Below are 22,601 nucleotides of genomic sequence, written 5' to 3'. Positions count from 1 at the left end.
GGCATGACGCCGAGCACCGGCACCCCATGGCGGCGTTGCTGCCGGCGCGGCCGATTAACGGCCGGAAGATTTTTACTCAGCCAGCGGTGGCATCGCAGAAAACAAATCCCTGCCAGCGACCCTCGACGACGGGGCAGGCTTGCCTGTGGCAGTACTGTGATTTCGCTGCTCAGGGACCCCAAAGAGGCCAGAACGCTGTTACTGTGTCGTTACTGAAAGTGAATTCGCCGTACTGTTCCGTGAACAATTGTGAACGGACGGTCCGCGAAACAGGCTTAATCGAAGAAGGTCATCTACTCTCATGCAGAGAGTTTGGGGATTACGGAGGAGGAACAACATGTCGTTCGTGACGACACACCCCGAGGCGTTGGCCGCAGCGGCCGGAACCCTGCAGGGCATCGGGTCCGCGCTGAGCGCTCAGAACGCGGCTGCGGCGGCTCCGACGACCGGGGTGGTGCCGGCAGCTGCCGACGAAGTCTCGACGCTCACCGCGGCGCATTTCGCCGCACACGCACAGATGTACCAGGCCGTCAGCGCCCAAGCGAACGCGATCCACGAAGCGTTCGTCCAGACCCTGCGCACCAGCTCCGGGTCGTACGCCATAACCGAAGCCGCCAACGCGGCCGCTGCCGGTTAACCGGCTTGCTCAGTGAGGCACGGGAGGCGTCCGACGCAGGACATCCGACCGGCCTGCACAGCAGCAGAGCGGCAACGTTCTTAGACATCCAGTTCGGCAGTCGCAGCACGATTCGCGGCTGATCCGAGCATTCATGTCCATCACAACAGAATCTCGACACGCAAGGAATTAAGGAGAAAGGCAACATGGCAACACGTTTCATGACCGACCCGCACGCGATGCGGGCGATGGCGGGCCGCTTCGAAATGCACGCGCAGACGGTGTCGGATGAGGCTCGCAAGATGTGGGCGTCGTCGATGAACATCGCCGGTGCGGGTTGGAGCGGTCAGGCTCAGGCCACCTCGTACGACACGATGGGCCAGATGAACCAGGCGTTCAACAACATCGTCAACATGCTCCACGGTGTGCGCGACGGGCTGATCCGCGACGCGAACAACTACGAGACGCAAGAGCAGGCCTCGCAGCAGGCCCTCAGCCACTAGCCGTAAAAGCTACGGCTGCGTAACCTTCAGACTTTAGGAGAACAACGCTATGAGCATTAATTACCAGTTTGGCGATGTCGACGCGCACGGCGCGCTGATCCGCGCGCAGGCCGCCTCGTTGGAGGCCGAGCACCAGGCCATCGTTCGCGATGTGCTGGCTGCCGGCGACTTCTGGGGCGGCGCCGGTTCGGTGGCTTGCCAGGAGTTCATCACCCAGTTGGGCCGGAACTTCCAGGTGATCTACGAGCAGGCCAACCAGCACGGGCAGAAGGTGCAGACCGCGGGCAACAACATGGCCAGCACCGACAGCGCCGTCGGGTCCAGCTGGGCCTGACGCCCCACAACTTCAGGCGCGGCAGCACACCGAAAAATGGTGTGCTGCCGCGTCCTGCGGTTTCCGTGCACAACGATATTCGAGGTACTGATGGACCAGCAAAGCACTCGCACCGACATCACCGTTAACGTCGACGGCTTTTGGATGCTCCAGGCACTCCTGGACATTCGGCACGTCGCTCCGGAATTGCGGTGCCGTCCATACGTATCCACCGACAGCAATGACTGGCTGAACAATCACCCCGGCATGGCGGTGATGCGCGAGCAGGGCATTGTGGTCGGCGACGAAGTCCACGAGGAAGTGGCGGCGCGGATGCGCGTGCTCGCCGCGCCCGACCTCGAAGTCATCGCGCTGCTGTCCCGGGGCAAGCTGCTTTACGGCGTTGTCGATGACGAAAATCAGCCGCCAGGCTCACGCGATATTCCGGACAACGAGTTCCGGGTGGTCCTCGCCCGGCGTGGCCAGCACTGGGTTTCCGCGGTGCGGGTTGGGGCCGACATCACGGTCGACGACGTCGCCGTCGCGGATAGCGCGTCGATCGCCGCGCTCGTGCTCGACGGCCTGGAGTCGATTCACCACGCCGAGCCGGCGGCCATCAACGCCGTCAACGTGCCCCTGGACGACATGCTGGAAGCCACCAAGTCCTGGCAGGAATCCGGCTTCAACGTGTTTTCCGGCGGAGACCTGCGCCGGATGGGAATTAGCGCCGCGACGGTCGCCGCTTTGGGGCAAGCGTTGTCGGACCCCGCCGCCGAGGTTGCTGTCTACGCACGCCAATACCGAGACGACGCCAAAGGCCCCAGCGCCTCGGTGCTGTCATTAAAGGACGGTTCCGGCGGCCGAATCGCGCTTTATCAACAAGCGCGGACCGCCGGCTCGGGGGAGGCCTGGCTGGCCATCTGCCCGGCCACCCCGCAACTTGTGCAAGTCGGTGTCAAAACCGTGCTGGACACCCTGCCTTATGGCGAGTGGAAGACCCACAGCCGGGTCTGATCGATGCCAATTGTTAAGCCCTGTAACGCTTTTGAATTCAACGTGCGGGGGCGCCGCAAAGGCGTCATACTGCTCTAGGAATCTGCGACAACCACAAAAGTCAATGTCACCGGAATCATCAATCGCGAGGCGGACTAAATGGAATTGGAAAACGTCGAACTACTACTTTCCGGCCACTCGGTGAGTATGTCGACACCACTGTCCACGCGACTGGCGACCCGGACCCATACATTCATCACGACAGGGGGTGCAGCCCGATGACTGCGGTAGCTGACGCACCACAGACTGATCTCGAGGGAATCTCACAACCACGGGCAGTCGTCGTCGGTGTCATGGCCGGCGAGGGCATCCAGATCGGCGTCCTGCTCGACGCCAACGCCCCGGTCTCGGTGATGACCGACCCGCTGCTCAAGGTGGTCAACAGCCGGCTGCGCGAGCTCGGCGAGACGCCGCTGGAAGCCACTGGTCGCGGCAAGTGGGCGCTGTGCCTGGTCGACGGCTCACCGTTGCGGGCCACCCAGTCGCTGACCGAGCAGGAAGTGTATGACGGCGACCGCCTGTGGATCCGGTTCATCCCGGACACCGAGAAGCGCTCGCAGGTCATCGAGCACATCTCCACCGCGGTGTCGCAGAACCTGAGCAAGCGGTTCGCCGCGATCGACCCGGTGGTCGCAGTGCAGGTCGGCGCCTCGATGGTGGCCGCGGGCGTGGTCGTCGCCTCGGTTCTGCTGGGCTGGTGGCGCTGGCATCACAACTCGTGGCTGACCACGATCTACGCCGCCGTCATTGCCGCGGTCGTGCTCGGTGTTTCCATGATGCTGCTGATGCGCGCCCAAACGCAGAGCGATCGACGTGTCGCCGACATCATGCTGGTCAGCAGCCTGGCTCCACTGGCCATCGCCGCGGCCGGTGCACCGCCCGGCGGTGTCGGATCGCCGCACGCGGTCCTGGGCTTCGGTGTGCTCACCATCTCCTCGCTGTTGGCCCTGCGGTTCACCGGGCGGCGGCTGGCGTTGTACACCGCGCTCGTCACCATCGGGGTGATCGCCACTATTGCCGCGTTGGCCCGGATGGTGGCGCTGACCAGCGCGGTGACCATGCTGACCACGATCGTCCTGGTGAGCGTGATCGGTTACCAGTGCGCGCCCGCAATGTCGCGCCGGTTGTCCGGCATCCGACTGCCGGTCTTTCCGTCGGCCACCAGTCGCTGGGTTTTCGAAGCGCGTCCTGACCTGCCGACCACCGTGGTACGCAACGACGGTGGCCCGCCGGTCCTGGAGGGTCCGGCATCGGTGCGCGACGTGTTGTTGCAGGCCGAACGTGCCCGCTCGTTCCTGTCCGGTCTGCTGATCGGGTTCGGCGTGCTGATGGTGGTGTCCTTGTCCGGCCTGTCGGACCCCCACACCGGACAGCGTTGGCTGCCGCTACTGCTGGCCGGCTTCTGCGCTGGCTTCCTCATGCTGCGTGGCCGCTCCTACGTGGACCGCTTGCAAGCGGTCTCGTTGGCCGGCACTTCCGTGCTGATCGTCGGTGCGGTCGTGGTGCGGTACGCCCTCGAGCTGCAGTCGCCGCTGTCGATGTCGATCTGCGTAGCGATCCTGGTACTGCTGCCCGCTGCGGGTCTGGTGTCCGCGGCGGTTGTGCCGAACAGCATTTACAGCCCGCTGTTCCGCAAGTTCGTGGAGTGGATCGAATACGTCTGCCTGATGCCGATCTTCCCGCTTGCGTTGTGGTTGATGAATGTTTATGCAGCAATCCGGTACCGGTAACGGCAAGGTGTGGCATGTTCGCGCTTCTCGTGCGGCAGTCGCCGCACTCTTGCTCACGTCGGGTGCCCTAGCCGGTTTACCTCCTGCCTACGCGATATCGCCGCCGCAGATCGATCCCGGCGCGGTGCCACCCGACGGCCCGCCCGGACCGCCTGCCCCGATGAAGCAGAATTCGTACTGCACTGAGGTTGGGGTGCTGCCCGGCACCGATTTCAAGCTGCAGCCCAAGTACATGGACATGCTGAATCTGCAGGAGGCCTGGCAGTTCGGTCGCGGCGCCGGAATCAAGGTCGCCGTCATCGATACCGGCGTCACGCCACACCCCCGGTTCCCCCACCTGGTTCCCGGCGGGGACTACATCATGGGCGGTGACGGGCTGTCGGACTGCGACGCGCACGGCACCATCGTGGCGTCGATGATCGGTGCCGCGCCGGCCAACGGTGCACCGGCACCGCCGGCGGCTCCCCGCAAGCCGGTGACCATCCCGACCACCGAGGCACCGCCGAAGGCGCCGCCGCCACAGACCGTGACGCTCTCGCCGCTGCCCCAAACCGTGACGATGGTGCCCGCGCCGCCCCCCGAGGAAAACCAGCAGGGGCTGCCGCCGTGGGTGCCCGCCCCGCCGCCTCAGCAGCCCCCGGCAGGGGCCCCCGCGGCGCCGGGTGCCCCGGCCGCGCCACCCGCTCCCGGCGCACCAGCCGCACCACCCGCTCCTGCGGCGCCTGCCCCCGCGGGTCCGCCGGCGCCGGGCCCGGGTAACGCCGGGGCGGCCAACTTCGGCGGCGGCACGGTGACCATCCCGAATTACTCGGGTCGCGGCCAGGTGGTGCATGTCGGCAATCCGCAACCATTGGCACCCGCGCCCGCCGCGCCACCCCCAGGACCCGGGGCCGCGCCGGACGCCTACAGCGGTATCGCGCCGGACGTCGACATCATCTCCATTCGGCAATCCAGTCAGGCGTTCGGTTTGAAGGACGCTTACACCGGCGACGAGGACCCGCAGACCGCGGCGAAAATCACCGGTGTCCAGACGATGGCTCGCGCGATCGTGCACGCCGCCAACATGGGGGCCTCGGTGATCAACATTTCCGACGTGACCTGCATGAGCGCCCGCAACATCATCGATCAGCGGGCGCTGGGGGCGGCAGTGCGTTACGCGGCGGTTGACAAGAACGCCGTCATCGTCGCCGCCGCGGGCGACACCAGCAAACGCGACTGCAAGCAGAATCCGGCCTTCGACCCGCTGAAGCCGAAGGATCCGCGCGACTGGAACGCCGTCACCACGGTGGTGACGCCGTCCTGGTTCAGCGACTACGTGCTGACTGTCGGCGCCGTGGACGCCGAAGGCCGTCCGCAAACCCAGGGCGGCCAGGGGCAAGCCCCGTCGAGCGTCGCCGGACCATGGGTGGGGATTGCCGCGCCCGGCAGCGACGTCGTCGGGCTCTCGCCCCGCGACGACGGCCTGATCAACGCGATCGACGGACCCGACAACTCACTGCTGGTGCCCAGCGGCACCAGTTTCTCGGCCGCGATCGTGTCCGGGGTGGCGGCGCTGGTGCGTGCCAGGTATCCGCAGTTGTCCGCCTACCAGGTGATCAACCGACTGGAGCGCACCGCCCGGGCGCCGGCCCGTGGTGTCGACAACCAGATCGGCTACGGCATCGTAGACCCGGTGGCGGCACTGACTTGGGATGTGCCCGACGGCCCGCTGAAACCGCCACAGCAGCTGTCGATACCGTTGAACGTGCCGAAACCGCCCCCAAGCCGCGACATGGTTCCGGTGTGGGTAGCCGCTGGGGGGTTGACCGGAGCACTTCTGATAGGCGGCGCAGTATTTGGCATCGCGACGTTGATGAAGCGCCGCAGACAGCAGCAATAAGGGCGGAGCAGCGACAGCAATGAAGGCTCAGCGTAGGTTCGGGTTGTCTTTGTCGTGGGCGCGCGTCACGACGGTGTTTTTGATCGTCATTGCGATCTTGTTGATCGCCAGCCACTGCCCCGAGTCGTGGCAGGGTCAGTACCGCATCGCGTGGTGGGTGGGCGTCGCCATCTCGGTGATCGTCGTGTTGCTGTCGGTGGTCACCCATCACGGGCTGACCGTGACGTCGGGCCTGGCGGGATGGCTGTGGGACTGGTCGGCCGACCCGGGCACCACCCTGGCAGCGGGTTGCACCCCCGCGCTGGACCACCAGCGCCGATTCGGCCGGGACAAGGTCGGCGTCCGTGAGTACGACGGCCGACTGGTCACGGTGATCGCGCTCGACGCCGAAGACGACGCGACGACCCGACACCGCCCGCGCAGTGCCCCGCCGGCCTCGGTGGTGGTGCGCTCGGTTGCCGCCGGGTTGCGCCAGTTCGACGTTCAGCTCGACGGCATCGACATCGTTTCGGTGCAGATGCGCCGCGGGGGCAACGCGGCCGAGTTGTCCAAGCTCGACAAGTTGGGCCCCGAAGAGTGGGGGCTGGTCACTGAACAGCCAGCCTCGTACCTGCGCCGGACATGGCTGGTGCTGCGGATGAACCCACAGGCCAATGTTGCCGCGGTGGCGGCCCGGGATTCCCTCGCCGCTACGCTGGCCGCTGCCACCGAGCGGCTGGTTCAGGATATCGACGCGCCGGGCTGCGTCGCCCGGCCGTTGACCGCCGAGGAGATCGCCGAGGTCGACAGCGCGGTGCTGGCTGATCTGGAGCCGACATGGAGCCGGCCCGGCTGGCGCTACCTCAAGCACTTCAACGGCTTCGCCACCAGCTTCTGGTTGACTCCGTCGGACATCACCACCGAGACGCTGGACGAGCTGTGGTTGCCCGACGCGGAGGCGACCGTGGTGACGGTGCAGCTCACCTCGGACAACGGCCAGCCCCAGGTGTCGGGCTGGGTTCGCTATCACAGCGACAGCAGGTTGCCCCGCGGGGTGTCGTCCGGGCTGAACCGGCTGACCGGGCGTCAGTTGGCCGCCGTACGCGCCAGCCTGCCCGCCCCGACAACCCGTCCACTCCTGGTCGTCCCCACCCGCGATCTACTCGAGGACGATGACCTAGTGCTGCAGGTGGGCCAGGTGCGAGAGGGCGCCGAGCGCTCGCTTGCAAGTCAATGAGCCGTCCGCAATCAGCGGCGGAGGACGCCCGTAACGCGTTGATCGCCGGGCTGCTGGCGTCGGGTATCTCGGTCAACGGACTGCAGCCCAGCCACAACCCGCAGGTGGCCCTGCGCATGTTCACCACGGCCACCACGCTCGACCCGGCGATGTGTGACGCATGGTTGGCCCGCCTGTTGGCGGACGACCCCAACGTTTTGGAAGTGGTCTCCGGCGCCTGGGCATCGGTCAGCACCTTCGGCTGGGAGACCCGTCGGCTCGGGGTCAGCGAAATCCAGTTTCATCCCGACGTTTCCGACGGGTTGTTCCTGAAGCTAGCGGTCATCAGCGTCGAGTCGCTCGCGTGTGCCTACGCCGCGGTGCTCGCCGAGGCGAAGCGTTACCAGGAAGCGGCCGAACTGCTCGACGGCATCGAACCCCGTCAACCCATCGATGAAGAGCTGATCGCGTACGTGCGCGGCGTCCTGTACTTCCGCACCGGGCGCTGGCCGGATGTGCTCAACCAATTCCCCGAGGGGAAGATCTGGCGCAATCCCGAGCTGAGGGCCGCTGGAGCGGCGATGGCGACGACGGCGCTGGCGTCGCTCGGAGTTTTCGAGGAGGCGGTGCGCCGCAGCAAGGATGCCATCGAAGCGGATCGCGTGCCGGGCGCGGCGAACGTTGCGCTGTACACCCAGGGCATGTGCCTGCGACACCTCGGGCGCGAAGACGAGGCCGTCGAGGTGCTGCGGCGGGTCTATTCGCGGGATCCCAAGTTCGCACCGGCCCGCGAAGCTCTCGACAACGCCAATTACCAACTGATACTGACTGATCCGGAAACCATCGAGGCCCGAACGGATCCGTGGGACCCGGCCAGCGCGCCGACGCGGGCGCAGACCGAGGTTGCCCGGCACGCCGAAGAGGCGGCGCGGTACCTGGCCGAAGGCGATGCCGAGCTCAACGCCATGCTGGGCATGGAACGCGCCAAGCGCGAAATCAAGCTCATCAAGTCGACGACCAAGGTGAATCTGGCCCGCCAGAAGATGGGCCTTCCGGTGCCGGTGACCTCGCGGCACACCTTGTTGTTGGGCCCGCCCGGAACCGGAAAGACGTCGGTCGCACGGGCTTTCAGTAAGCAGTTGTGCGGCCTGACGGTGCTGCGAAAGCCGGTGGTGGTGGAAACCAGCCGCACCAAACTGTTGGGCCGCTACATGGCGGATGCGGAAAAGAACACCGAAGAGATGCTCGAGGGCGCCCTGGGTGGTGCCGTCTTTTTCGACGAAATGCACACGCTGCACGAGAAGGGGTACCAACAGGGCGACCCCTACGGCAACGCCATCATCAACACATTGCTGCTCTACATGGAGAATCACCGGGACGATCTGGTGGTGTTCGGCGCCGGGTACGCCAAGGCGATGGAAAAGATGCTCGATGTGAACCAGGGTCTGCGACGTCGCTTCTCGACGGTTATCGAGTTCTTCAGCTACACCCCGGACGAGCTGGTGGCGTTGACCCGCTTGATGGGCCAGGAAAACGACGACGTCATCACCGAGGAAGCGGCCCAGGCGTTGTTGCCCTCGTATACCAAGTTTTACCTTGACGAAAGTTACTCCGAAGACGGCGACTTGATTCGCGGCATCGACACGCTTGGTAACGCCGGCTTCGTGCGAAACGTGGTGGAGAAGGCGCGTGACCACCGTAGCTTTCGTCTGGACGACGAGGATCTCGACGCGGTATTGGCCAGCGACACCATGGAATTCAGCGAGCGTCAACTGCTGCGGTTCCGCGAGCTGACCCGCGAAGATTTGCTCGACGGCCTCAGCGCGGCAGTCGCGGAGAAGAAGCCGGACTAGGGACCCCAACCGGTGTAATGACATCGGTGGATGAATTCTTGCAAACGCGTCGCATCTAGCTTGACTCGCTGTATGCGGGGTGCCACGATGTCCGTGCAAGCACCTCGTTAGGTGAGGCTTCCACACCGATATAGGCCACTGACCCCAAACGTCGAAAGACGCCCAGGGTCAGGACAGCTCTTCCCGGCTTAAGGGTTGAGCCCAAGTGGCTTCTAGCTTGGGTCAGCTGGATACGCAGTGTGGTGCCAAAGCTCTGACGAGAGGGGTGCGGGAACGGGCGAATCGGCCCGGCATCCTCACTCCTCGTGCAAAATTGGCATCGCGGTGTGCCCAGGCGTGGAGGAGGTGAGAGCGAAATTAGTCCCTGTGATAGTCCCGCTGTTCGATCAATGACGTTTCGTTCGAGCCGACCGCGGCGCTGCTCACCGTCTGCACCGAGCTATTTACCCGTGTTGCACAAGCGGTGTATGCCCTAGCTGACGTCGCAGCCCCCGGCTCACTTGCTTCGAGGAGAACTTCGATGAGCTCTGTCGTACAGACCAATGCCGGGTTGCATGCAACCACCGAGGCAGCGATCGCACCAACCACCTGTTAAGCGCCGAGGGGGAACCATGCTGGATTTTGCGGCGTTACCGCCGGAAGTCAATTCGGCCAGACTGTACTCTGGCCCCGGTTCTGGGCCGCTGCTGGCCGCTGCAGCCGCCTGGAACACATTGGCCGCTGAGATACGTTCAGCGGCAACGGATTACGACTCGGTGATCCGGGAGCTGACCAGCGCCGGATGGTACGGCCCGTCGTCGGCATCGATGATTGCCGCCGCGGTGCCCTACCTGACCTGGCTGACCACTACCGCGGCCCAGGCCGAACAGACCGGCATGCAGGCCAACGCGGCGGCGACCGCCTTCGAGGGCGCGTTCGCCATGACCGTGCCGCCGCCGGTGATCGCGGCCAACCGCAGCCTGCTGCTGAACCTGGTGGCCACCAACGTCTTCGGCCAGAACACGCCGGCGATCGAGGCCACCGAGGCACTGTACATGGAGATGTGGGCGCAAGACGCCGCCGCGATGAACGGCTACGCCTTGGCGTCGAGCTCCGCGACCCAGATGACGCCGTTCACCTCACCGCAGACCAACACCACGCCCGAGGGGGCGACCGAGCAAAGCCAGGCGGTCAATCAGGCAGTAAATTCCGGCGCCGGCAACGCGCAGTCGATCTTGTCGCAGTTCTCGGCGACGGATGATCCGACGGCTGCGGCGGCCCCGGCGCCGGGATCCCTGTACTGGTACCTGACGCAATTCCTCGACGGGAACAACAACACGGCCCTAGGCCAGTTCTTGCAGAGCAACTTCTTTGCCAACTCGATCGTCAACGGTTCGCTCGCGGGCGGTCCGTTCAATCCGCAGAGCATCATCGGCACCGTGGAAGGCTTCAACTTCCTGCAGACGACGGCCACGTCGCTGGGCGGTTTGGGCACCTTCGCAACCGGCGCCGAAAGTGTTACCGCCGGCCTGGCCTCCGACACGGTGGGCACGGCGGGACTGGCCTCGACCTCCGCCGGCGTGGGCAATGCGCATCTGGTGGGTTCGTTGTCGGTGCCGCAGAGTTGGACCAATGCGGCCGCGATCAGTGCGGGCAATGGGCCGGCTCCGGTCACCGGGCTCAGCGACATCGGGTCGTCCGGGACGCCGTCGGCGGGCGGCCCGGGCGGGGTTGCCGCACCGCTGGGTGGCACCGGCCGCAGGATCCGCCGCGCCATCCCCAGGTACGGGTTTCGGCCCGTCGTCATGCCGCGACCGCCGGCCGCCGGTTAAGAGACTTCAGGAGAGAATGTGATGCTGAACTTTGGGGCTTTGCCGCCGGAAGTCAACTCGGCGAAAATGTACGCCGGGCCCGGATCGGGATCGTTGTTGGCGGCCGCAGCCGCATGGAATGCCATATCCGCTGAAATGCGGTCCGCCGCAACAAGTTACGAGGCGATCATCAAGGCGCTGGCCAGCGAGGACTGGCTCGGCCCGGCCTCGGCGAAGATGGCGGCCGCGGTCGAACCCTATGTCGAGTGGATGGGCACAACCGCCATCCAAGCTGAGCAGGCTGGCGCTCAAGCGAATGCGGCCGCGGCTGCATACGAGGCGGCATTTGCCGCGACGGTGCCGCCGCCGCTCGTCGCCGCCAACCGCACGCTGCTCTCGAACCTGGTGGTCACCAACATCGTTGGCCAGAACACGGCCGCCATCGCGGCTACCGAGGCGCAGTACCACGAAATGTGGGCACAGGATGCCTCCGCGATGACCAGCTACGCCGCCTCGGCGCGAGCCACGACCGAGATGACGCCGTTCCGCCAGCCGCAGTCCGACACCACGACAGACGGAACGCAGCAGCAGTCCAGTGCGGTTTCGCGGGCGCTCAACGACACGAGTTCGACGCTGGCTGCAGGCTCGGGGGACAACCCGTTGGCGCCGGGCTCGGGGGATTCCACCACCGGACTGTCCGGGCTGCTCAACCTCTTGAGTAACCAACCCAACAGCGAGAACCTGTTGGGCGCATTCCTCAATAACAACACCGTCTCGGGTCTGTCCAACGCCTTCACCACCAACGGCATCCTCAACCCGACGACCATCATCGATCCCGCCGCCACGGCCGCCGCAAACGCCGCCGTGCAAAGCGCGACCCCGTTGGGGCTGGAGGATCTGTCTGCTGGGCTGAGCGGTGCGGGGCTGGCCTCGTCGACGAGGAGTGTGGCCGGCGCAGCCACCACCGCCGGCCTGGGCCAGGCGAGTCTGGTTGGCAGCCTTTCGGTCCCGCCCTCGTGGGCCGGCACCGGTGCAACCGTGAGCACAGTTGCGGCGACGACTCAGGTGGGCGCGGGGGCCTACCACGGTTTCGGCGCCGCGACCCCGATGGTGATGGAAGAAGCGGGGGCCGTCGGCATGCCCGGGGTGCCGCTTGCTGGCATTCCCGGTTCACACGAGGACGAATTTGCCGATCCGATCTACGGGTTTCGTCCACGCGTCATCGGACGCCCGCCCGCGGCTGGGTGATCGCGATGAAAGTGCTACCGCTGCTGGCGAGCGGTGTTGTGTTGATCGGTGTGGCCGCCCCGGCATACGCCGACTCGGATGACGACACCTTCCTCGCCGCGCTAAAGGATGCGGGCATCACCTATCACGATCCGGAACACGCGATCAAAGCCGGACAAAAGGTATGCGACTTGGCGAACTCGGGGACGTCAGAACTCGACATCATCCGGGATATTCGAGATCTCAACCCGGCATTCACCTTGGCCAAAGCCGCCAAGTTCGCCAAGGCCGCCGCCAGCGCGTACTGCCCCGACCGACTGTCCGACGACAGTTAGCCGCCGGCGGCCGCCGCACACCGGGCCTCGCCGGCCCGTGACATTGCTGTATCACCGGTCGCGTTGTCGGCTCCCGGGTGCTCGTGCCTCACAGCAAACCCGAAGAAGTCAACAAGTCGGGTTGCAGCTGCGCTGCTTACGCTGAGCAAAACATTGGGGAGCAAACTGTGACCATTGGCGTACAACTGGGCGATACGAATGCCGCCTATGCACCGACCCGTGCCCGGGCCGCACCCCGCGAGTTCCCGGAGAGCTAAGGGCCGCCGGTCAGGTTCGGGCGGCGCCGGGCACAGCGCGTTGGCACCACATCGGAACGAAACGTTGGCGATTCCTGGTTAGACTAATTGCTCACGGGCAAAGTAATTGTACGGTTGGCACAAATCTGGCTGGCGGGTCGCAACATAGCTATGCAGGCCAACATTAGAAATCACCGTCCTGCGAATAGGCAAACTCGATTTGTGCGTATTCTTGAGCCGCTATTACCTAAGGTGATCCCGTCAAATGATAATTATCACGAGCCGCCCGGTTAGCTCCTCGTCGCGCCGTCAGAACAATGGCTGGTGACACCGTTCAATCGATCGCGCCAATTTTGCCGAGAATCGATTCCGGTCGCACGGGAAGACGATCCGAAGACAAATCGGAAGTGTCGCTGGTTACGGTGTAAATGCGTTGCAAGCTGGGTTTACCTGGCATTTTTCGTTAGCTGACCCGCAATACTGCCCTCACACCGGCCAAGGCACCGCTGTTATTTAGTTTTTACAGTTCGATTACTCGACGGGAACGCATTGCGAATAATTTCTGCGCATCATCATCACGATATTAGTCACGAGTTACGTACGGGCTCGCGCAATCCTGAGAATTTCTCAGCAAGGGGACCGCGGGCATGTTGCGTTAGACACGTGTAATACACGGCAGATTCGATGGATTTCGTTAGAGCCGCGGCGGGTTAGCGGCGATGGTCGCAAAGCCGCGCCTACCATGGCGGCCACTGAGGGAGTGGAGGTAACAAAATGCTGGACTTTGGGGCCTTACCACCGGAGGTGAACTCCGGCCGAATGTATGTGGGGGCGGGGGCGGGGCCGTTGCTGGCGGCGGCCGCGGCCTGGGATGAGTTGGCCGGCGAGCTGCATTCCACGGCGGCCACCTACGGTTCCACGATCGAGAGTCTGGTGGCCGGGCCGTGGGGTGGACCGTCGTCGATCGCGATGGCGGCCGCGGCGGCGCCGTATGTGGAGTGGATGAGTGCGACCGGGGTGCAGGCCGAGCAAGCCGCCCTGCAGGCCAAGCTGGCCGCCGGCGCCTACGAGACGGCCTTTGCCGCCACGGTCCCGCCGCCGATCATCGCGGCTAACCGCTCCTTGCTGGCCACCCTGATCGCCACCAACCTTTTGGGCCAAAACACGGCGGCGATCGCGGCCACCGAGGCCCATTACATGGAGATGTGGGCCCAAGATGCGGGGGCCATGTATGCCTATGCCGCCTCCTCGGCGACGGCCTCCCAACTCGCCGCGTTCACCGAACCACCCCAAACCACCAACGGTTCCGGCGCACAGACCCAAGCCGCCGCCGTGGCCCAATCAACCGGCACCTCCAGCGGCAACACCGCCGCGACCCTGTCCCACCTCGCCACCAGCACTGGGATCGAGACGCTGGCGAGTGGCCAAAACGCGGCCGCGCCGTCGACGGGGTTGACGGTGCCACCGGCCATCACCAACTGGAACACGATCTGGTCGGCCATCACCGGGGTGTATTCGCCGCAGTCCTGGACCACCATCCCGGGTGGGCCGTTCCTGTCCTTCGGTCAGGCCTACGCCTGGGGCCAGAACGGGCAGGCGGCCGCGGCGTATCTGTCCGGGCCGAAGGCGATTTCGGGCGCTTTGGCGCCATTGACACGCGGCGCCTCTGTCATGCCGATGTTGAGTTCGTCGGTGAGCGGTGTTCCGGTGTCGGGGTCGTTGGGTAAGGCGGCGTTGGTGGGCAGTTTGTCGGTGCCGCAGGGGTGGACTGAGGCGGCGCCGGCGATTCGGACCTTGGCTCAGGTGTTGCCGGCCAACCTTGCTGCGGCCCCGGCGGCCACGTTGATGGGTCAAGAGGGTGTGTTTAGCCAGATGGCGTTGTCGAGCCTGGCCGGTCGCGCGGTGGCTGCCGGCGCCACCCATTCGGTCAGCGCCAACACCGCCACCGCCGCCGCCTTGGGCGGCCTTGTCGCCGAGGCCGATCCGGCCGCGGCCACCATCATCGTCATCCCGGCTTTGGAGGACTAAGACCATGTTTTATGCAGCGTTTCCCCCGGAATTCAACTCCGGGCGCATCTACACCGGCCCCGGCGCAGAATCGTTGGTCAGCGCGGCCACCGCGTGGCAGAACCTGGCCACTGAATTGCAGGCCACCGCCGATAGCTATTCGGCGGTGCTGGCCAACCTCACCGGTGGACCCTGGGTGGGTCCTCCGCGCTGACCATGGCTGCTGCGGCCGCACCCTACGTGGGCTGGATGCGCCAGACCGCCACCCTGGCCGCCCAGACCGCGACCCAGGCCAGCGCGGCTGCCACCGCCTATGAGACCGCGTTCGCCGCCCATGTGCCCCCACCGGTGATCGCGGCCAATCGCGCGTTGCTGGCGCAGTTGATGGCCACCAACATGCTCGGCCAAAACACCGCAGCGATTGCGGCCACCGAAGCCAGCTACAGCGACATGTGGGCCCAAGACGCGGAGGCCATGGACACCTACTTCGCCTCCTCGGCCACCACCACCACCAACCTCACCGCATTCACCCCCGCCCCCCAAACCACCAACGAACAAGGCCCCGCCCTGCAAGAGGCCGCCGTTAGCACCGCCTCCTCCACCGGCGCCGGCACCGCCGCGAAAAATGTTGCTTCTTTAGCAACGACGGCGACCACTCCCAGTGGGCCGTTGGGGTGGTTGGCCCAACTGGCCACGGATTACCAGAACTTCTGGACCAACCTGCTCAACACCGTGCCGGGCGGCGCGAACTTCTACACCGCCTTCTACAACGCCGTGAAGGTTCCGCTCGGACTCACCACGCAGTTCAATGACATTGGGCTGCTGATCAACTTCCCCGTGTCCCAATGGCTCAAGTTCGCCCCGCCGGTGGCCTACGGGGCGCTGCCCAAGGAGGCACTCGGTGCGGGCTTGGGCGCGTTGGGATTCGGGCGCGGCACCCTTTTTGATGCGGTCACTCCGACCGCCGGCTTCGCCCGCGGCACCTTGGTGGGTGCGTTGACTGTTCCGCCCAGCTGGGCCTCGGCCACCCCGGCGATCCGGACCGTGGCCGCCGCGCTGACCGCGGCCGGCCCCCAAGCCATTCCCGCCGCCGCGCTGGGGGAGGGCAGCCTGTTTAGCTCCCTGGGCACGGCCGGCATGCTGGGCAGCGCCCTGGGCGCCGGCGGACCCACCGTGGTCGGAGCCGGCATCCGCAACCGGATGACCCCGCTCAAAGACCTCAAGGACAAAAACTCCCCCGAACACCTCAAACGACTGGTCGCCCAAATCTCCGAAAAACCCGAAACCGTCCAACACCACAACGTCGACCAAGAAGGCCTCGACAACCTCCTCGAGCAACTCGCCAAAAAACCCGGCATCCACGCCGTGCACCTCAAAAAGCGCAAACCCAAGATCATCCCAACCGAAGAAGCCCAAATCAGCTGAGGCACAAGCCTTTCCACGCAATGAAAGCACGAGAGAAGGTACACCGATGAAACGGCTCGCAACGCTCCTCGCGGCTGTTGCCATGGTCGGATTCGCGGCGCCCGCCTACGCCGACCCCATCCCCGAACCCGACGGTGACGACGCAGCCTTCATCGCCGCCCTACATCAGGCTGGTTTTACGTTTGCCAGCGAGGGTTCGGCCGTCACCGCGGGCCGCGCGGTGTGTTCCTGTCTGAACAACGGCGAAAGCGGCCTGGAACTCGTCCACGACGTCAAACTGCACAACCCCGGCATGGACATGGAAATGGCCTCCAATTTCGCCCTGATCTCCGCGAAGTACTACTGCCCACACCAACTCTCCAAGGCGTGATCCGGGCGCTGGCGCTGCTCGGCGTCGCCGCGCTGACGATGGTTTCGGGTCCACTCGCGCACGCCGATCCCGACGGCCCCGGCGACAGCGCATTCCTGGCCACCGTGCGCGGCGCCGGCATCGCCTTTACCGACCCCGACCAAGCCATCGCCTCGGCAAAAACGGTGTGCGAATTGATCGGCGCAGGTAAACCCGGCCCGGAGCTGGTCGGCGACCTGACCCGCAACAACCCCCGCCTGACCACCGACCAGGCCACCCGATTCGTCGGAATCTCCGCGAAGTATTACTGCCCACAGCAACTCACGGACCAGCCGGCATCGGCCCGGTAGCTGCGGCCATCCTGGGCACGCCACCTGCTGTTCACCCCGGCGTGGTTAGCTGCCGCGGCCGGGTGAGCGTGTCATGTGGAAGGAGCGCGCTGTGACACAGACGCTGAGCGTTGTCGATTTCGCGCTCCGCCTGGGCGCCGGGGTGGGCTGCGGCGCGCTGGTGGGCGTCGAACGCCAGTGGCGGGCCCGGCGGGCCGGTCTGCGCACCAATGCGCTGGTCGCCGCCGGTGCCACGCTGTTCGTGCTGTACGCCGTGGCTACCGAGGACAGCAGCCCGACCAGGGTCGCGTCGTACGTTGTTTCCGGGATCGGGTTTCTCGGCGGTGGGGTGATCCTGCGTGAGGGCGTCAACGTTCGAGGCCTCAACACCGCCGCGACGCTGTGGTGCTCGGCGGCGATAGGTGTCCTGGCCGCCTCCGGGCACCTGGTGTTCACCCTGATCGCAACGCTCACCGTCATCGCCATCCATCTCGTGGGCCGTCCGCTGGGCCGGGTGATCGACCACGACGACAACAACGACGACGACGAGGGCCGTCAACCCTTTCTGGTGCAGGCGATCTGTCGCCCGAAAGCGGAGAAATATGCCCGCGCCCAGCTCGTCCAGCACGCCAGCAGTAACGACCTGGCGCTGCGGGGCATTCACACCGGCCAGGCCGGTGACGACGAAATCACGTTGACCGCCCACGTGCTCGTCGACGGTCATACCCCGGCCAAACTCGAGCGGTTGGTCGCCGAGCTGTCATTGCAGCCCGGAGTCCGCGCGGTGCAGTGGTACGCCGCCGACGAAGGCCAGCCCGACTGAGGCCTACGGGCGGGCCTGCAGTGTTGGCGCCGCGGCTTCGAGCAGGTCGGCCCGGGTGCCGGTCAGTGGGGGATAGATCCGCTGGGCGTTGATGGTTCGTTTGGTCGTCTTGGCCTTCTCGCCCGTGGCAATCACCACCCGGTCCCAGCCTTCGGTGTAGACGGCGCCCGCCGGTCCGAGATCGAGAACCGTTACGTACCAAGGGATCCGGAGCGCCAACATGGGCTCGTCGAGCAGGTCGCTGATCACGTTGTAGCCGGCATACCGGCCCATCGGCCGGCCATGCTGGCACGACATCACCGACAGGTGCTCGTCGTCCATGCGGGCGGCCGCCACGTCACCGGCCGCGAACACCGATTCGGCGCCGAGCACCCGCAGATAATCGTCGACCGGTAGCCGGCCAAACCGGTCGCGTACCACCGGCAGCTGCCCCGTCAGCGGGTTGGCTCGTACCCCAGCGCACCACACCACCGTGGCCGCATCGAGGTGCTCGCCCGACGATAGCGACACGCCGCGCGGACTGACAGCCGTGACATCGACTCCGGTCCTGGTTGCCACACCGTTGTCCGACAACGCCTGTTCGATGACGGGTCTTGCCGAGGCACCCATACCCGCTCCGACCGCCGGATCCTGGTCGACCAGAATCACCTGCGGTGCGATCTGCGGGAACAACGCGCGCAATCGGTTCGGCAGTTCGCATGCCACCTCGATGCCGGTCAGCCCGGCGCCGACAACAACGACCGTCGCCGCCGCGGGCGTCGGGGAGTCACCGGCGAGCCGGTTCAGATGCCGCTGCAGGGCGTGAGCGCCGTCATAGGTGTCGACGTCGAAGCCGAAGTCGGCCAGGCCGGGGATGGCGGGCTTGACCACCTGGCTGCCCGCCGCCAGCACCAGCCGGTCGTAGCGGTACGTCTGGCCCGCCGAGGTGCGCACGGTTTTCGCGTCGGCGTCGATTGCGGTTACTTGAGCGGCGACGTGGGCCACCCCGACCGGATCGAGCAGGTCGGCGAGCGGAATGCGGCACGGGCTCAGATCCGCCTCGTAGTTGCGAACCCGGATGTCGTGGAATGGTGCCGGACTCAACACCGTGACGTCGACAGTTCCCGCGGGCACCGCGAGTTCATCGAGGCGACGAGCTGCTCCCAGCGCCGTCCACAACCCCGCAAAACCGGCCCCGACCACCAACACAGCGGCCACTTCTCACCCCTAATCCGTCGGGGCGCCGGCATTCGCGACCGACCGTCGTAATCTATCCGTGTGAATGCCGTCACCGGGTTCTGGTTCGGGTTGCCGCCGCAGATGCGGGACCCCGTGCTGTTCGCGATCCCATTCTTCCTGCTGCTGTTGACTCTTGAGTGGACGGCGGCGCGCAAGCTGGAGCGCCTTGAGCAGGCAGCAAACGACGACACGTGTCCCGCCGCGGGGGCCTATGTGACTCGCGACTCGATCGCAAGTATTTCGATGGGGTTGGTGTCGATTGCTACCACCGGCGGATGGAAGGCGCTGGCGCTGCTGGGGTATTCGGCGATCTACGGCTACCTGGCGCCGTGGCACCTACCGGTGAACCGGTGGTACACGTGGGTCATCGCGATTCTCGGGGTCGACTTGCTGTATTACCTCTACCACCGGATGGCCCATCGGGTACGGCTGGTCTGGGCCACACATCAGGCTCACCACTCCAGCCAATATTTCAACTTCGCGACCGCGCTTCGGCAGAAATGGAACAACAGCGGCGAGATCCTGATGTGGATCCCGTTGCCGCTGTTGGGGCTTCCGCCGTGGATGGTGTTCTTTAGCTGGTCGCTCAACCTGATTTACCAGTACTGGGTGCACACCGAGCGCGTTGCCGAGTTGCCCCGCCCGATAGAGTTCATCTTCAATACCCCGTCGCATCATCGGGTCCACCACGGCATGGACCAGCTGTATCTCGACAAAAACTACGGCGGCATCTTCATCCTGTGGGACCGGATGTTCGGCACCTTCCAAGCGGAACTGTTCCGTCCGCACTACGGCCTAACCAAACAGGTGGACACCTTCAACATCTGGAAGCTGCAGACCCACGAATACGTCGCGATCGCGCGAGACTGGCGCTCGGCGAACCGGTTACGCGACCGGCTGGGCTATGTGTTCGGGCCGCCGGGCTGGACTCCGCGCCCCGCAGCTCGGCTCGACGAAAGCGTCCGGCTGGCCACCTCGATGTAACGCCGGGCCCGGCTGCGGCGATTAGGTCGATGTCGAAACAGTAACGACGTAATCTCAACTTGTGGTCGGCGCGCGCGTCGGCCTCGACGGAGAAACGGAGTCCGTCCATGGTGTTTCGCCTGGCTTTTCGCGTCGCGGCCGCGTCTGTTGCCGTGTTCGGCTTCGGCCCTGGCCTACCGGCCGCCCACGCTGACCCCGTCACGGTGTACCCGGGCATGGAAATCCTGCAGGAAAACCGGTTGTGCACCCTGGGTTACGTCGACGCGGGCCAGCGGCTCGCCTACACCGCCGGGCACTGCCGTAGCGGTTCGGCAACCGTCGTCACCGACAAGAACCGCAACGCCATTGGCCATCTGGTGACGTTCCGCGACGACACACCCAGTGGCTCGACGGTGGCGGTGGACCAAGCGATCAGCGATTACGAGGCCATCGTGCTCGACCCCAACATTCCGGCGAACAACATCCTGCCGGGCGGACGTCCGCTGGTGTCGAGCCCGAACGTCGCAGTGGCGCCCGGGCAGTCGGTCTGCCACTTCGGGGTGGCCACCGGCGAGACGTGCGGGACCGTCGAGGCCGTAAACAACGGTTGGTTCACCATGTCCCACGGAGTCCAAAGCCACCCCGGCGACTCGGGTGGGCCGGTGTACCTGGCCCCGCCCGGTGGACCCGGACAGATTGTCGGGATCTTCAACAGCGTGTGGGGGGACCTGCCCGCCGCGGTGTCCTGGCGGACCACCTCCGAGCAGGTCCATCAAGATCTCGCGGGCCGCGTCGGGGACGGCTAGGGGACCGCTAGGGGACGGCTAGGGGACGGCCAGGAACGGCTACGACGCCTCAACGGGACGCCAACGCGAACACCGGGATCGAGGCCGCCGCGGCGACAAACTCCTGATCGGTCGATTGGGGGGTCAATCCGGCGATGTGTCCCTTGACCTGCCAGTACCACCGATCGAGGTAGCACTTCAGCAGTTCCGGCTTGGCGGCGTCCTCGACCTCGGCCGCCTGCACGCGTTGCCGCCGCCAGCGGGGTCCGATTTCGACCTCACCCGCGGCGCGGATGTTGCGAGCCCACTGGGTGTTGCCGCGGGGGGACACGAGGTAGTCCACGCCGTCGATGGTCAACAGGTTGATCACCACGGCGCGTGGTTGACCGCTCTTGCGGCCGCGGACCCGGAGGGCCCGCGTCCCCGCGATGCTGATGCCGGATTCGGCGAGCCAACGAACGACGGCGTTACCGGCCCGGGCGGCCCGGTTGGGCTCTTCATACCGAGTGGACATCTGGGGTCCTTTCCGCGGGCTTCATTCGCTGGGAGAGCACTGCTCTCTTTGCGGAACAGGCTGCCACATGCCATCGGCAAAAGCAAGAGCAGTGTTCTCGGTTGTGTCAGACTGACGGCGTGGGCAAACGCCAAGATTCGCGGGAACAGATTCAGGCGCGCATCGTCGAGCTGGGCCGCCAGCACCTGGTCGACCGCGGTGCCGGCGGGCTATCCCTGCGCGCCATCGCGCGCGACTTGGGCATGGTGTCCTCGGCCGTGTATCGCTACGTCGCAAGCCGCGATGAATTACTGACACTGCTGCTCGTCGACGCCTACTCCGACCTCGCCGAGACCGTGGACGGCGCCCGCGACACCCAGGGCGAACTGTGGAGCGACGACATCGTCGCCATCGCGCGCGCCGTGCGGCGCTGGGCCGTGGCGCATCCCGCGCAGTGGGCCCTGCTGTACGGCAGCCCGGTCCCCGGATACCACGCACCGCCCGAGCGCACCGTCGCGGTGGGCACCCGCGTAATCGGCGCCATCTTCGACGCGATCGCCGCGGGAATCACCACCGGCGATATACGGCTGACGAGTATGGTTGTGCACCAACCCATGTCGTCAGATTTCGACCGAATCCGGCACGAATTCGGCTTTCCCGGCGACGACGCCGTCATGGCCAAGTGCTTCGTGTTCTGGGCGGGGGTGCTGGGCGCGATCAGCCTCGAGGTGTTCGGCCAATATGGCGCCGGCACGCTGACCGACCCGGAGGCCGTCTTCGACATCCAGTTGCGGCTGCTGGTAGACATGCTTGCCCAGCATTGACGACCCTCCGGCCGGTGACCAGCGGCTGGTCCACCGAGAAATTAGAACGTGTTCACCTCGGCATCTCGGCGGCCGGACATCTGATCATGGCAAAGAATTTATGCCCCCTTCTGGCGGCCGGCAGCCTGGGCTATCCTGCCAAGCGATGACGCTTCCCGTTCAATCGCCGATCCAGATCGCGTGGGTGACCGCCGATCTGGCCGCCACCGAAAAGGCTCTCACCGGCCTGTTAGGCGCCCGGAAGTGGGTCCGGATTCCAGACGTGCACTTTGCTCCGGACCGCTGCAGCTACCATGGCAAGCCCGCCGACTTCGTCGCGAACATCTCGCTGAGCTATCTCGGCGACATGCAACTCGAGCTCATCGAGCCGGTCCGCGGGGAGAACGTCTATAGTGACTTTCTGCGGGAATCCGGGCCCGGTTTGCACCACATCTGCATGGCGGCCGAAACTCCCGAGCAATTCGACGCGGCGTTGGCCGATGCCGCCAGCCGAGGCGCCTCGGTGGTACAGCAGGGCGTGATGCCCGGAGGCATCCAATTCGCCTACGTGTCACTGCCACAGGGCGGTGTTCCGTACCTGGAGATCGCCTACATCTCGCCCGACATGAAGGCGCTCTACGAGCACATCAAACAGGAACAACAGCGGTGAGCCGCG

At 65.6% G+C, this 22,601-nt stretch carries 21 protein-coding genes, 1 pseudogene and 1 riboswitch; of the genes and pseudogenes, 20 read left to right on the top strand and 2 right to left on the bottom strand.

Annotated features, from left to right (window positions below; translation table 11 throughout):
• Positions 1–337: 337 nt before the first annotated feature.
• The 16 genes and pseudogenes from G6N33_RS25930 (at position 338) to G6N33_RS25855 (ending at position 17,663) form a co-directional block, all read left to right on the top strand.
• Positions 338–637, top strand: a complete 300-nt coding sequence (locus G6N33_RS25930) for a PE family protein (protein ID WP_044505831.1) — start codon at positions 338–340, stop codon at positions 635–637.
• A gap of 185 nt (positions 638–822) precedes the next feature.
• Positions 823–1,119: a WXG100 family type VII secretion target gene (locus tag G6N33_RS25925; protein ID WP_025735564.1), complete on the top strand. Its 297-nt coding sequence runs from the start codon at positions 823–825 to the stop codon at positions 1,117–1,119.
• A gap of 49 nt (positions 1,120–1,168) precedes the next feature.
• Positions 1,169–1,453 (top strand): WXG100 family type VII secretion target, encoded by a 285-nt coding sequence (locus tag G6N33_RS25920; RefSeq protein WP_036469090.1) that lies wholly within the window; start codon positions 1,169–1,171, stop codon positions 1,451–1,453.
• A gap of 90 nt (positions 1,454–1,543) precedes the next feature.
• Positions 1,544–2,446: an ESX secretion-associated protein EspG gene (locus tag G6N33_RS25915; RefSeq protein WP_044511756.1), complete on the top strand. Its 903-nt coding sequence runs from the start codon at positions 1,544–1,546 to the stop codon at positions 2,444–2,446.
• Between the two features lie 257 nt (positions 2,447–2,703).
• Positions 2,704–4,215, top strand: coding sequence for a type VII secretion integral membrane protein EccD (eccD, locus tag G6N33_RS25910; protein WP_044505840.1), 1,512 nt, complete (start codon positions 2,704–2,706; stop codon positions 4,213–4,215).
• Positions 4,193–6,094, top strand: coding sequence for a type VII secretion-associated serine protease mycosin (locus G6N33_RS25905; protein WP_163771726.1), 1,902 nt, complete (start codon positions 4,193–4,195; stop codon positions 6,092–6,094). The genes eccD and G6N33_RS25905 overlap by 23 nt, the downstream gene beginning before the upstream one ends.
• A gap of 19 nt (positions 6,095–6,113) precedes the next feature.
• The gene (eccE, locus tag G6N33_RS25900; RefSeq protein ID WP_044505846.1) at positions 6,114–7,310 is read left to right on the top strand and encodes a type VII secretion protein EccE; all 1,197 of its coding nucleotides are present in this window, start codon (positions 6,114–6,116) and stop codon (positions 7,308–7,310) included.
• Positions 7,307–9,142, top strand: coding sequence for a type VII secretion AAA-ATPase EccA (gene eccA, locus G6N33_RS25895; protein WP_044505848.1), 1,836 nt, complete (start codon positions 7,307–7,309; stop codon positions 9,140–9,142). Before eccE ends, eccA begins: the two co-directional genes overlap by 4 nt.
• 96 nt (positions 9,143–9,238) lie before the next feature.
• Positions 9,239–9,414, top strand: a riboswitch (M-box (ykoK) riboswitch).
• A 339-nt stretch (positions 9,415–9,753) separates the two neighbouring features.
• A complete protein-coding gene (locus G6N33_RS25890) occupies positions 9,754–10,953 on the top strand; it encodes a PPE family protein (RefSeq protein WP_044505850.1) in 1,200 nt (399 codons plus the stop codon).
• A gap of 21 nt (positions 10,954–10,974) precedes the next feature.
• The gene (locus G6N33_RS25885) at positions 10,975–12,180 is read left to right on the top strand and encodes a PPE family protein (RefSeq protein WP_044505852.1); all 1,206 of its coding nucleotides are present in this window, start codon (positions 10,975–10,977) and stop codon (positions 12,178–12,180) included.
• Positions 12,181–12,185: 5 nt separating this feature from the next.
• Positions 12,186–12,494: a DUF732 domain-containing protein gene (locus G6N33_RS25880; RefSeq protein ID WP_044511758.1), complete on the top strand. Its 309-nt coding sequence runs from the start codon at positions 12,186–12,188 to the stop codon at positions 12,492–12,494.
• A gap of 1,010 nt (positions 12,495–13,504) precedes the next feature.
• Entirely contained in the window at positions 13,505–14,758 is a 1,254-nt protein-coding gene (locus G6N33_RS25875; protein ID WP_163771724.1) for a PPE family protein, read from the top strand.
• Between the two features lie 4 nt (positions 14,759–14,762).
• A pseudogene (locus tag G6N33_RS25870) lies at positions 14,763–16,162 on the top strand (PPE family protein).
• 46 nt (positions 16,163–16,208) lie between these two features.
• Positions 16,209–16,532 (top strand): DUF732 domain-containing protein, encoded by a 324-nt coding sequence (locus tag G6N33_RS25865; protein WP_044505854.1) that lies wholly within the window; start codon positions 16,209–16,211, stop codon positions 16,530–16,532.
• Positions 16,529–16,861 carry a DUF732 domain-containing protein gene (locus G6N33_RS25860; protein WP_231382387.1) on the top strand — a complete coding sequence of 111 codons (333 nt, stop codon included), beginning with the start codon at positions 16,529–16,531 and terminating at the stop codon, positions 16,859–16,861. The genes G6N33_RS25865 and G6N33_RS25860 overlap by 4 nt, the downstream gene beginning before the upstream one ends.
• 91 nt (positions 16,862–16,952) lie before the next feature.
• A complete protein-coding gene (locus G6N33_RS25855; protein ID WP_231382388.1) occupies positions 16,953–17,663 on the top strand; it encodes an MgtC/SapB family protein in 711 nt (236 codons plus the stop codon).
• Positions 17,664–17,666: 3 nt separating this feature from the next.
• Here G6N33_RS25855 and G6N33_RS25850 read toward each other — a convergent pair whose 3' ends face one another.
• Entirely contained in the window at positions 17,667–18,860 is a 1,194-nt protein-coding gene (locus tag G6N33_RS25850) for an NAD(P)/FAD-dependent oxidoreductase (RefSeq protein WP_044505856.1), read from the bottom strand.
• 60 nt (positions 18,861–18,920) lie between these two features.
• Between G6N33_RS25850 and G6N33_RS25845 the strand changes: the two genes are divergently transcribed.
• Together G6N33_RS25845 and G6N33_RS25840 are read left to right on the top strand one after the other, a co-directional pair.
• Positions 18,921–19,865, top strand: coding sequence for a sterol desaturase family protein (locus G6N33_RS25845; RefSeq protein WP_044505857.1), 945 nt, complete (start codon positions 18,921–18,923; stop codon positions 19,863–19,865).
• Between the two features lie 107 nt (positions 19,866–19,972).
• On the top strand, positions 19,973–20,650 hold the full coding sequence (locus tag G6N33_RS25840; protein ID WP_044505858.1) for an Rv1815 family serine proteinase: 678 nt from the start codon (positions 19,973–19,975) through the stop codon (positions 20,648–20,650).
• 49 nt (positions 20,651–20,699) lie between these two features.
• Here the strand turns inward: G6N33_RS25840 and G6N33_RS25835 are convergent, their stop codons facing one another.
• A complete protein-coding gene (locus G6N33_RS25835) occupies positions 20,700–21,143 on the bottom strand; it encodes a nitroreductase family deazaflavin-dependent oxidoreductase (protein WP_101528786.1) in 444 nt (147 codons plus the stop codon).
• Positions 21,144–21,262: 119 nt separating this feature from the next.
• On the opposite strand from G6N33_RS25835, the gene G6N33_RS25830 reads away from it, so the two are divergent.
• Positions 21,263–21,946, top strand: a complete 684-nt coding sequence (locus G6N33_RS25830; RefSeq protein WP_196806359.1) for a TetR/AcrR family transcriptional regulator — start codon at positions 21,263–21,265, stop codon at positions 21,944–21,946.
• A gap of 145 nt (positions 21,947–22,091) precedes the next feature.
• Entirely contained in the window at positions 22,092–22,595 is a 504-nt protein-coding gene (locus G6N33_RS25825; protein ID WP_044505861.1) for a VOC family protein, read from the top strand.
• The last annotated feature ends 6 nt before the right edge of the window (positions 22,596–22,601 follow it).

Origin of the sequence: Mycobacterium simiae, assembly GCF_010727605.1 — a bacterium.
Lineage (GTDB): Bacteria > Actinomycetota > Actinomycetes > Mycobacteriales > Mycobacteriaceae > Mycobacterium > Mycobacterium simiae.
Note: the sequence above shows the minus strand (reverse complement) of the source record. Positions and strands in the feature narration are given on the sequence as shown.

Excerpts from the sequence above, each read along its gene's own strand:
- G6N33_RS25875 (WP_163771724.1), top strand. The coding sequence starts at position 13,505 with ATGCTGGACTTTGGGGCCTTACCACCGGAGGTGAACTCCGGCCGAATG.
- G6N33_RS25835 (WP_101528786.1), bottom strand. The coding sequence starts at position 21,143 with ATGTCCACTCGGTATGAAGAGCCCAACCGGGCCGCCCGGGCCGGTAAC.
- G6N33_RS25915 (WP_044511756.1), top strand. The coding sequence starts at position 1,544 with ATGGACCAGCAAAGCACTCGCACCGACATCACCGTTAACGTCGACGGC.
- eccA (WP_044505848.1), top strand. The coding sequence starts at position 7,307 with ATGAGCCGTCCGCAATCAGCGGCGGAGGACGCCCGTAACGCGTTGATC.
- G6N33_RS25885 (WP_044505852.1), top strand. The coding sequence starts at position 10,975 with ATGCTGAACTTTGGGGCTTTGCCGCCGGAAGTCAACTCGGCGAAAATG.
- eccE (WP_044505846.1), top strand. The coding sequence starts at position 6,114 with ATGAAGGCTCAGCGTAGGTTCGGGTTGTCTTTGTCGTGGGCGCGCGTC.
- G6N33_RS25890 (WP_044505850.1), top strand. The coding sequence starts at position 9,754 with ATGCTGGATTTTGCGGCGTTACCGCCGGAAGTCAATTCGGCCAGACTG.
- G6N33_RS25880 (WP_044511758.1), top strand. The coding sequence starts at position 12,186 with ATGAAAGTGCTACCGCTGCTGGCGAGCGGTGTTGTGTTGATCGGTGTG.
- G6N33_RS25825 (WP_044505861.1), top strand. The coding sequence starts at position 22,092 with ATGACGCTTCCCGTTCAATCGCCGATCCAGATCGCGTGGGTGACCGCC.
- G6N33_RS25840 (WP_044505858.1), top strand. The coding sequence starts at position 19,973 with ATGGTGTTTCGCCTGGCTTTTCGCGTCGCGGCCGCGTCTGTTGCCGTG.
- G6N33_RS25925 (WP_025735564.1), top strand. The coding sequence starts at position 823 with ATGGCAACACGTTTCATGACCGACCCGCACGCGATGCGGGCGATGGCG.
- G6N33_RS25920 (WP_036469090.1), top strand. The coding sequence starts at position 1,169 with ATGAGCATTAATTACCAGTTTGGCGATGTCGACGCGCACGGCGCGCTG.
- eccD (WP_044505840.1), top strand. The coding sequence starts at position 2,704 with ATGACTGCGGTAGCTGACGCACCACAGACTGATCTCGAGGGAATCTCA.
- G6N33_RS25930 (WP_044505831.1), top strand. The coding sequence starts at position 338 with ATGTCGTTCGTGACGACACACCCCGAGGCGTTGGCCGCAGCGGCCGGA.
- G6N33_RS25865 (WP_044505854.1), top strand. The coding sequence starts at position 16,209 with ATGAAACGGCTCGCAACGCTCCTCGCGGCTGTTGCCATGGTCGGATTC.
- G6N33_RS25905 (WP_163771726.1), top strand. The coding sequence starts at position 4,193 with ATGCAGCAATCCGGTACCGGTAACGGCAAGGTGTGGCATGTTCGCGCT.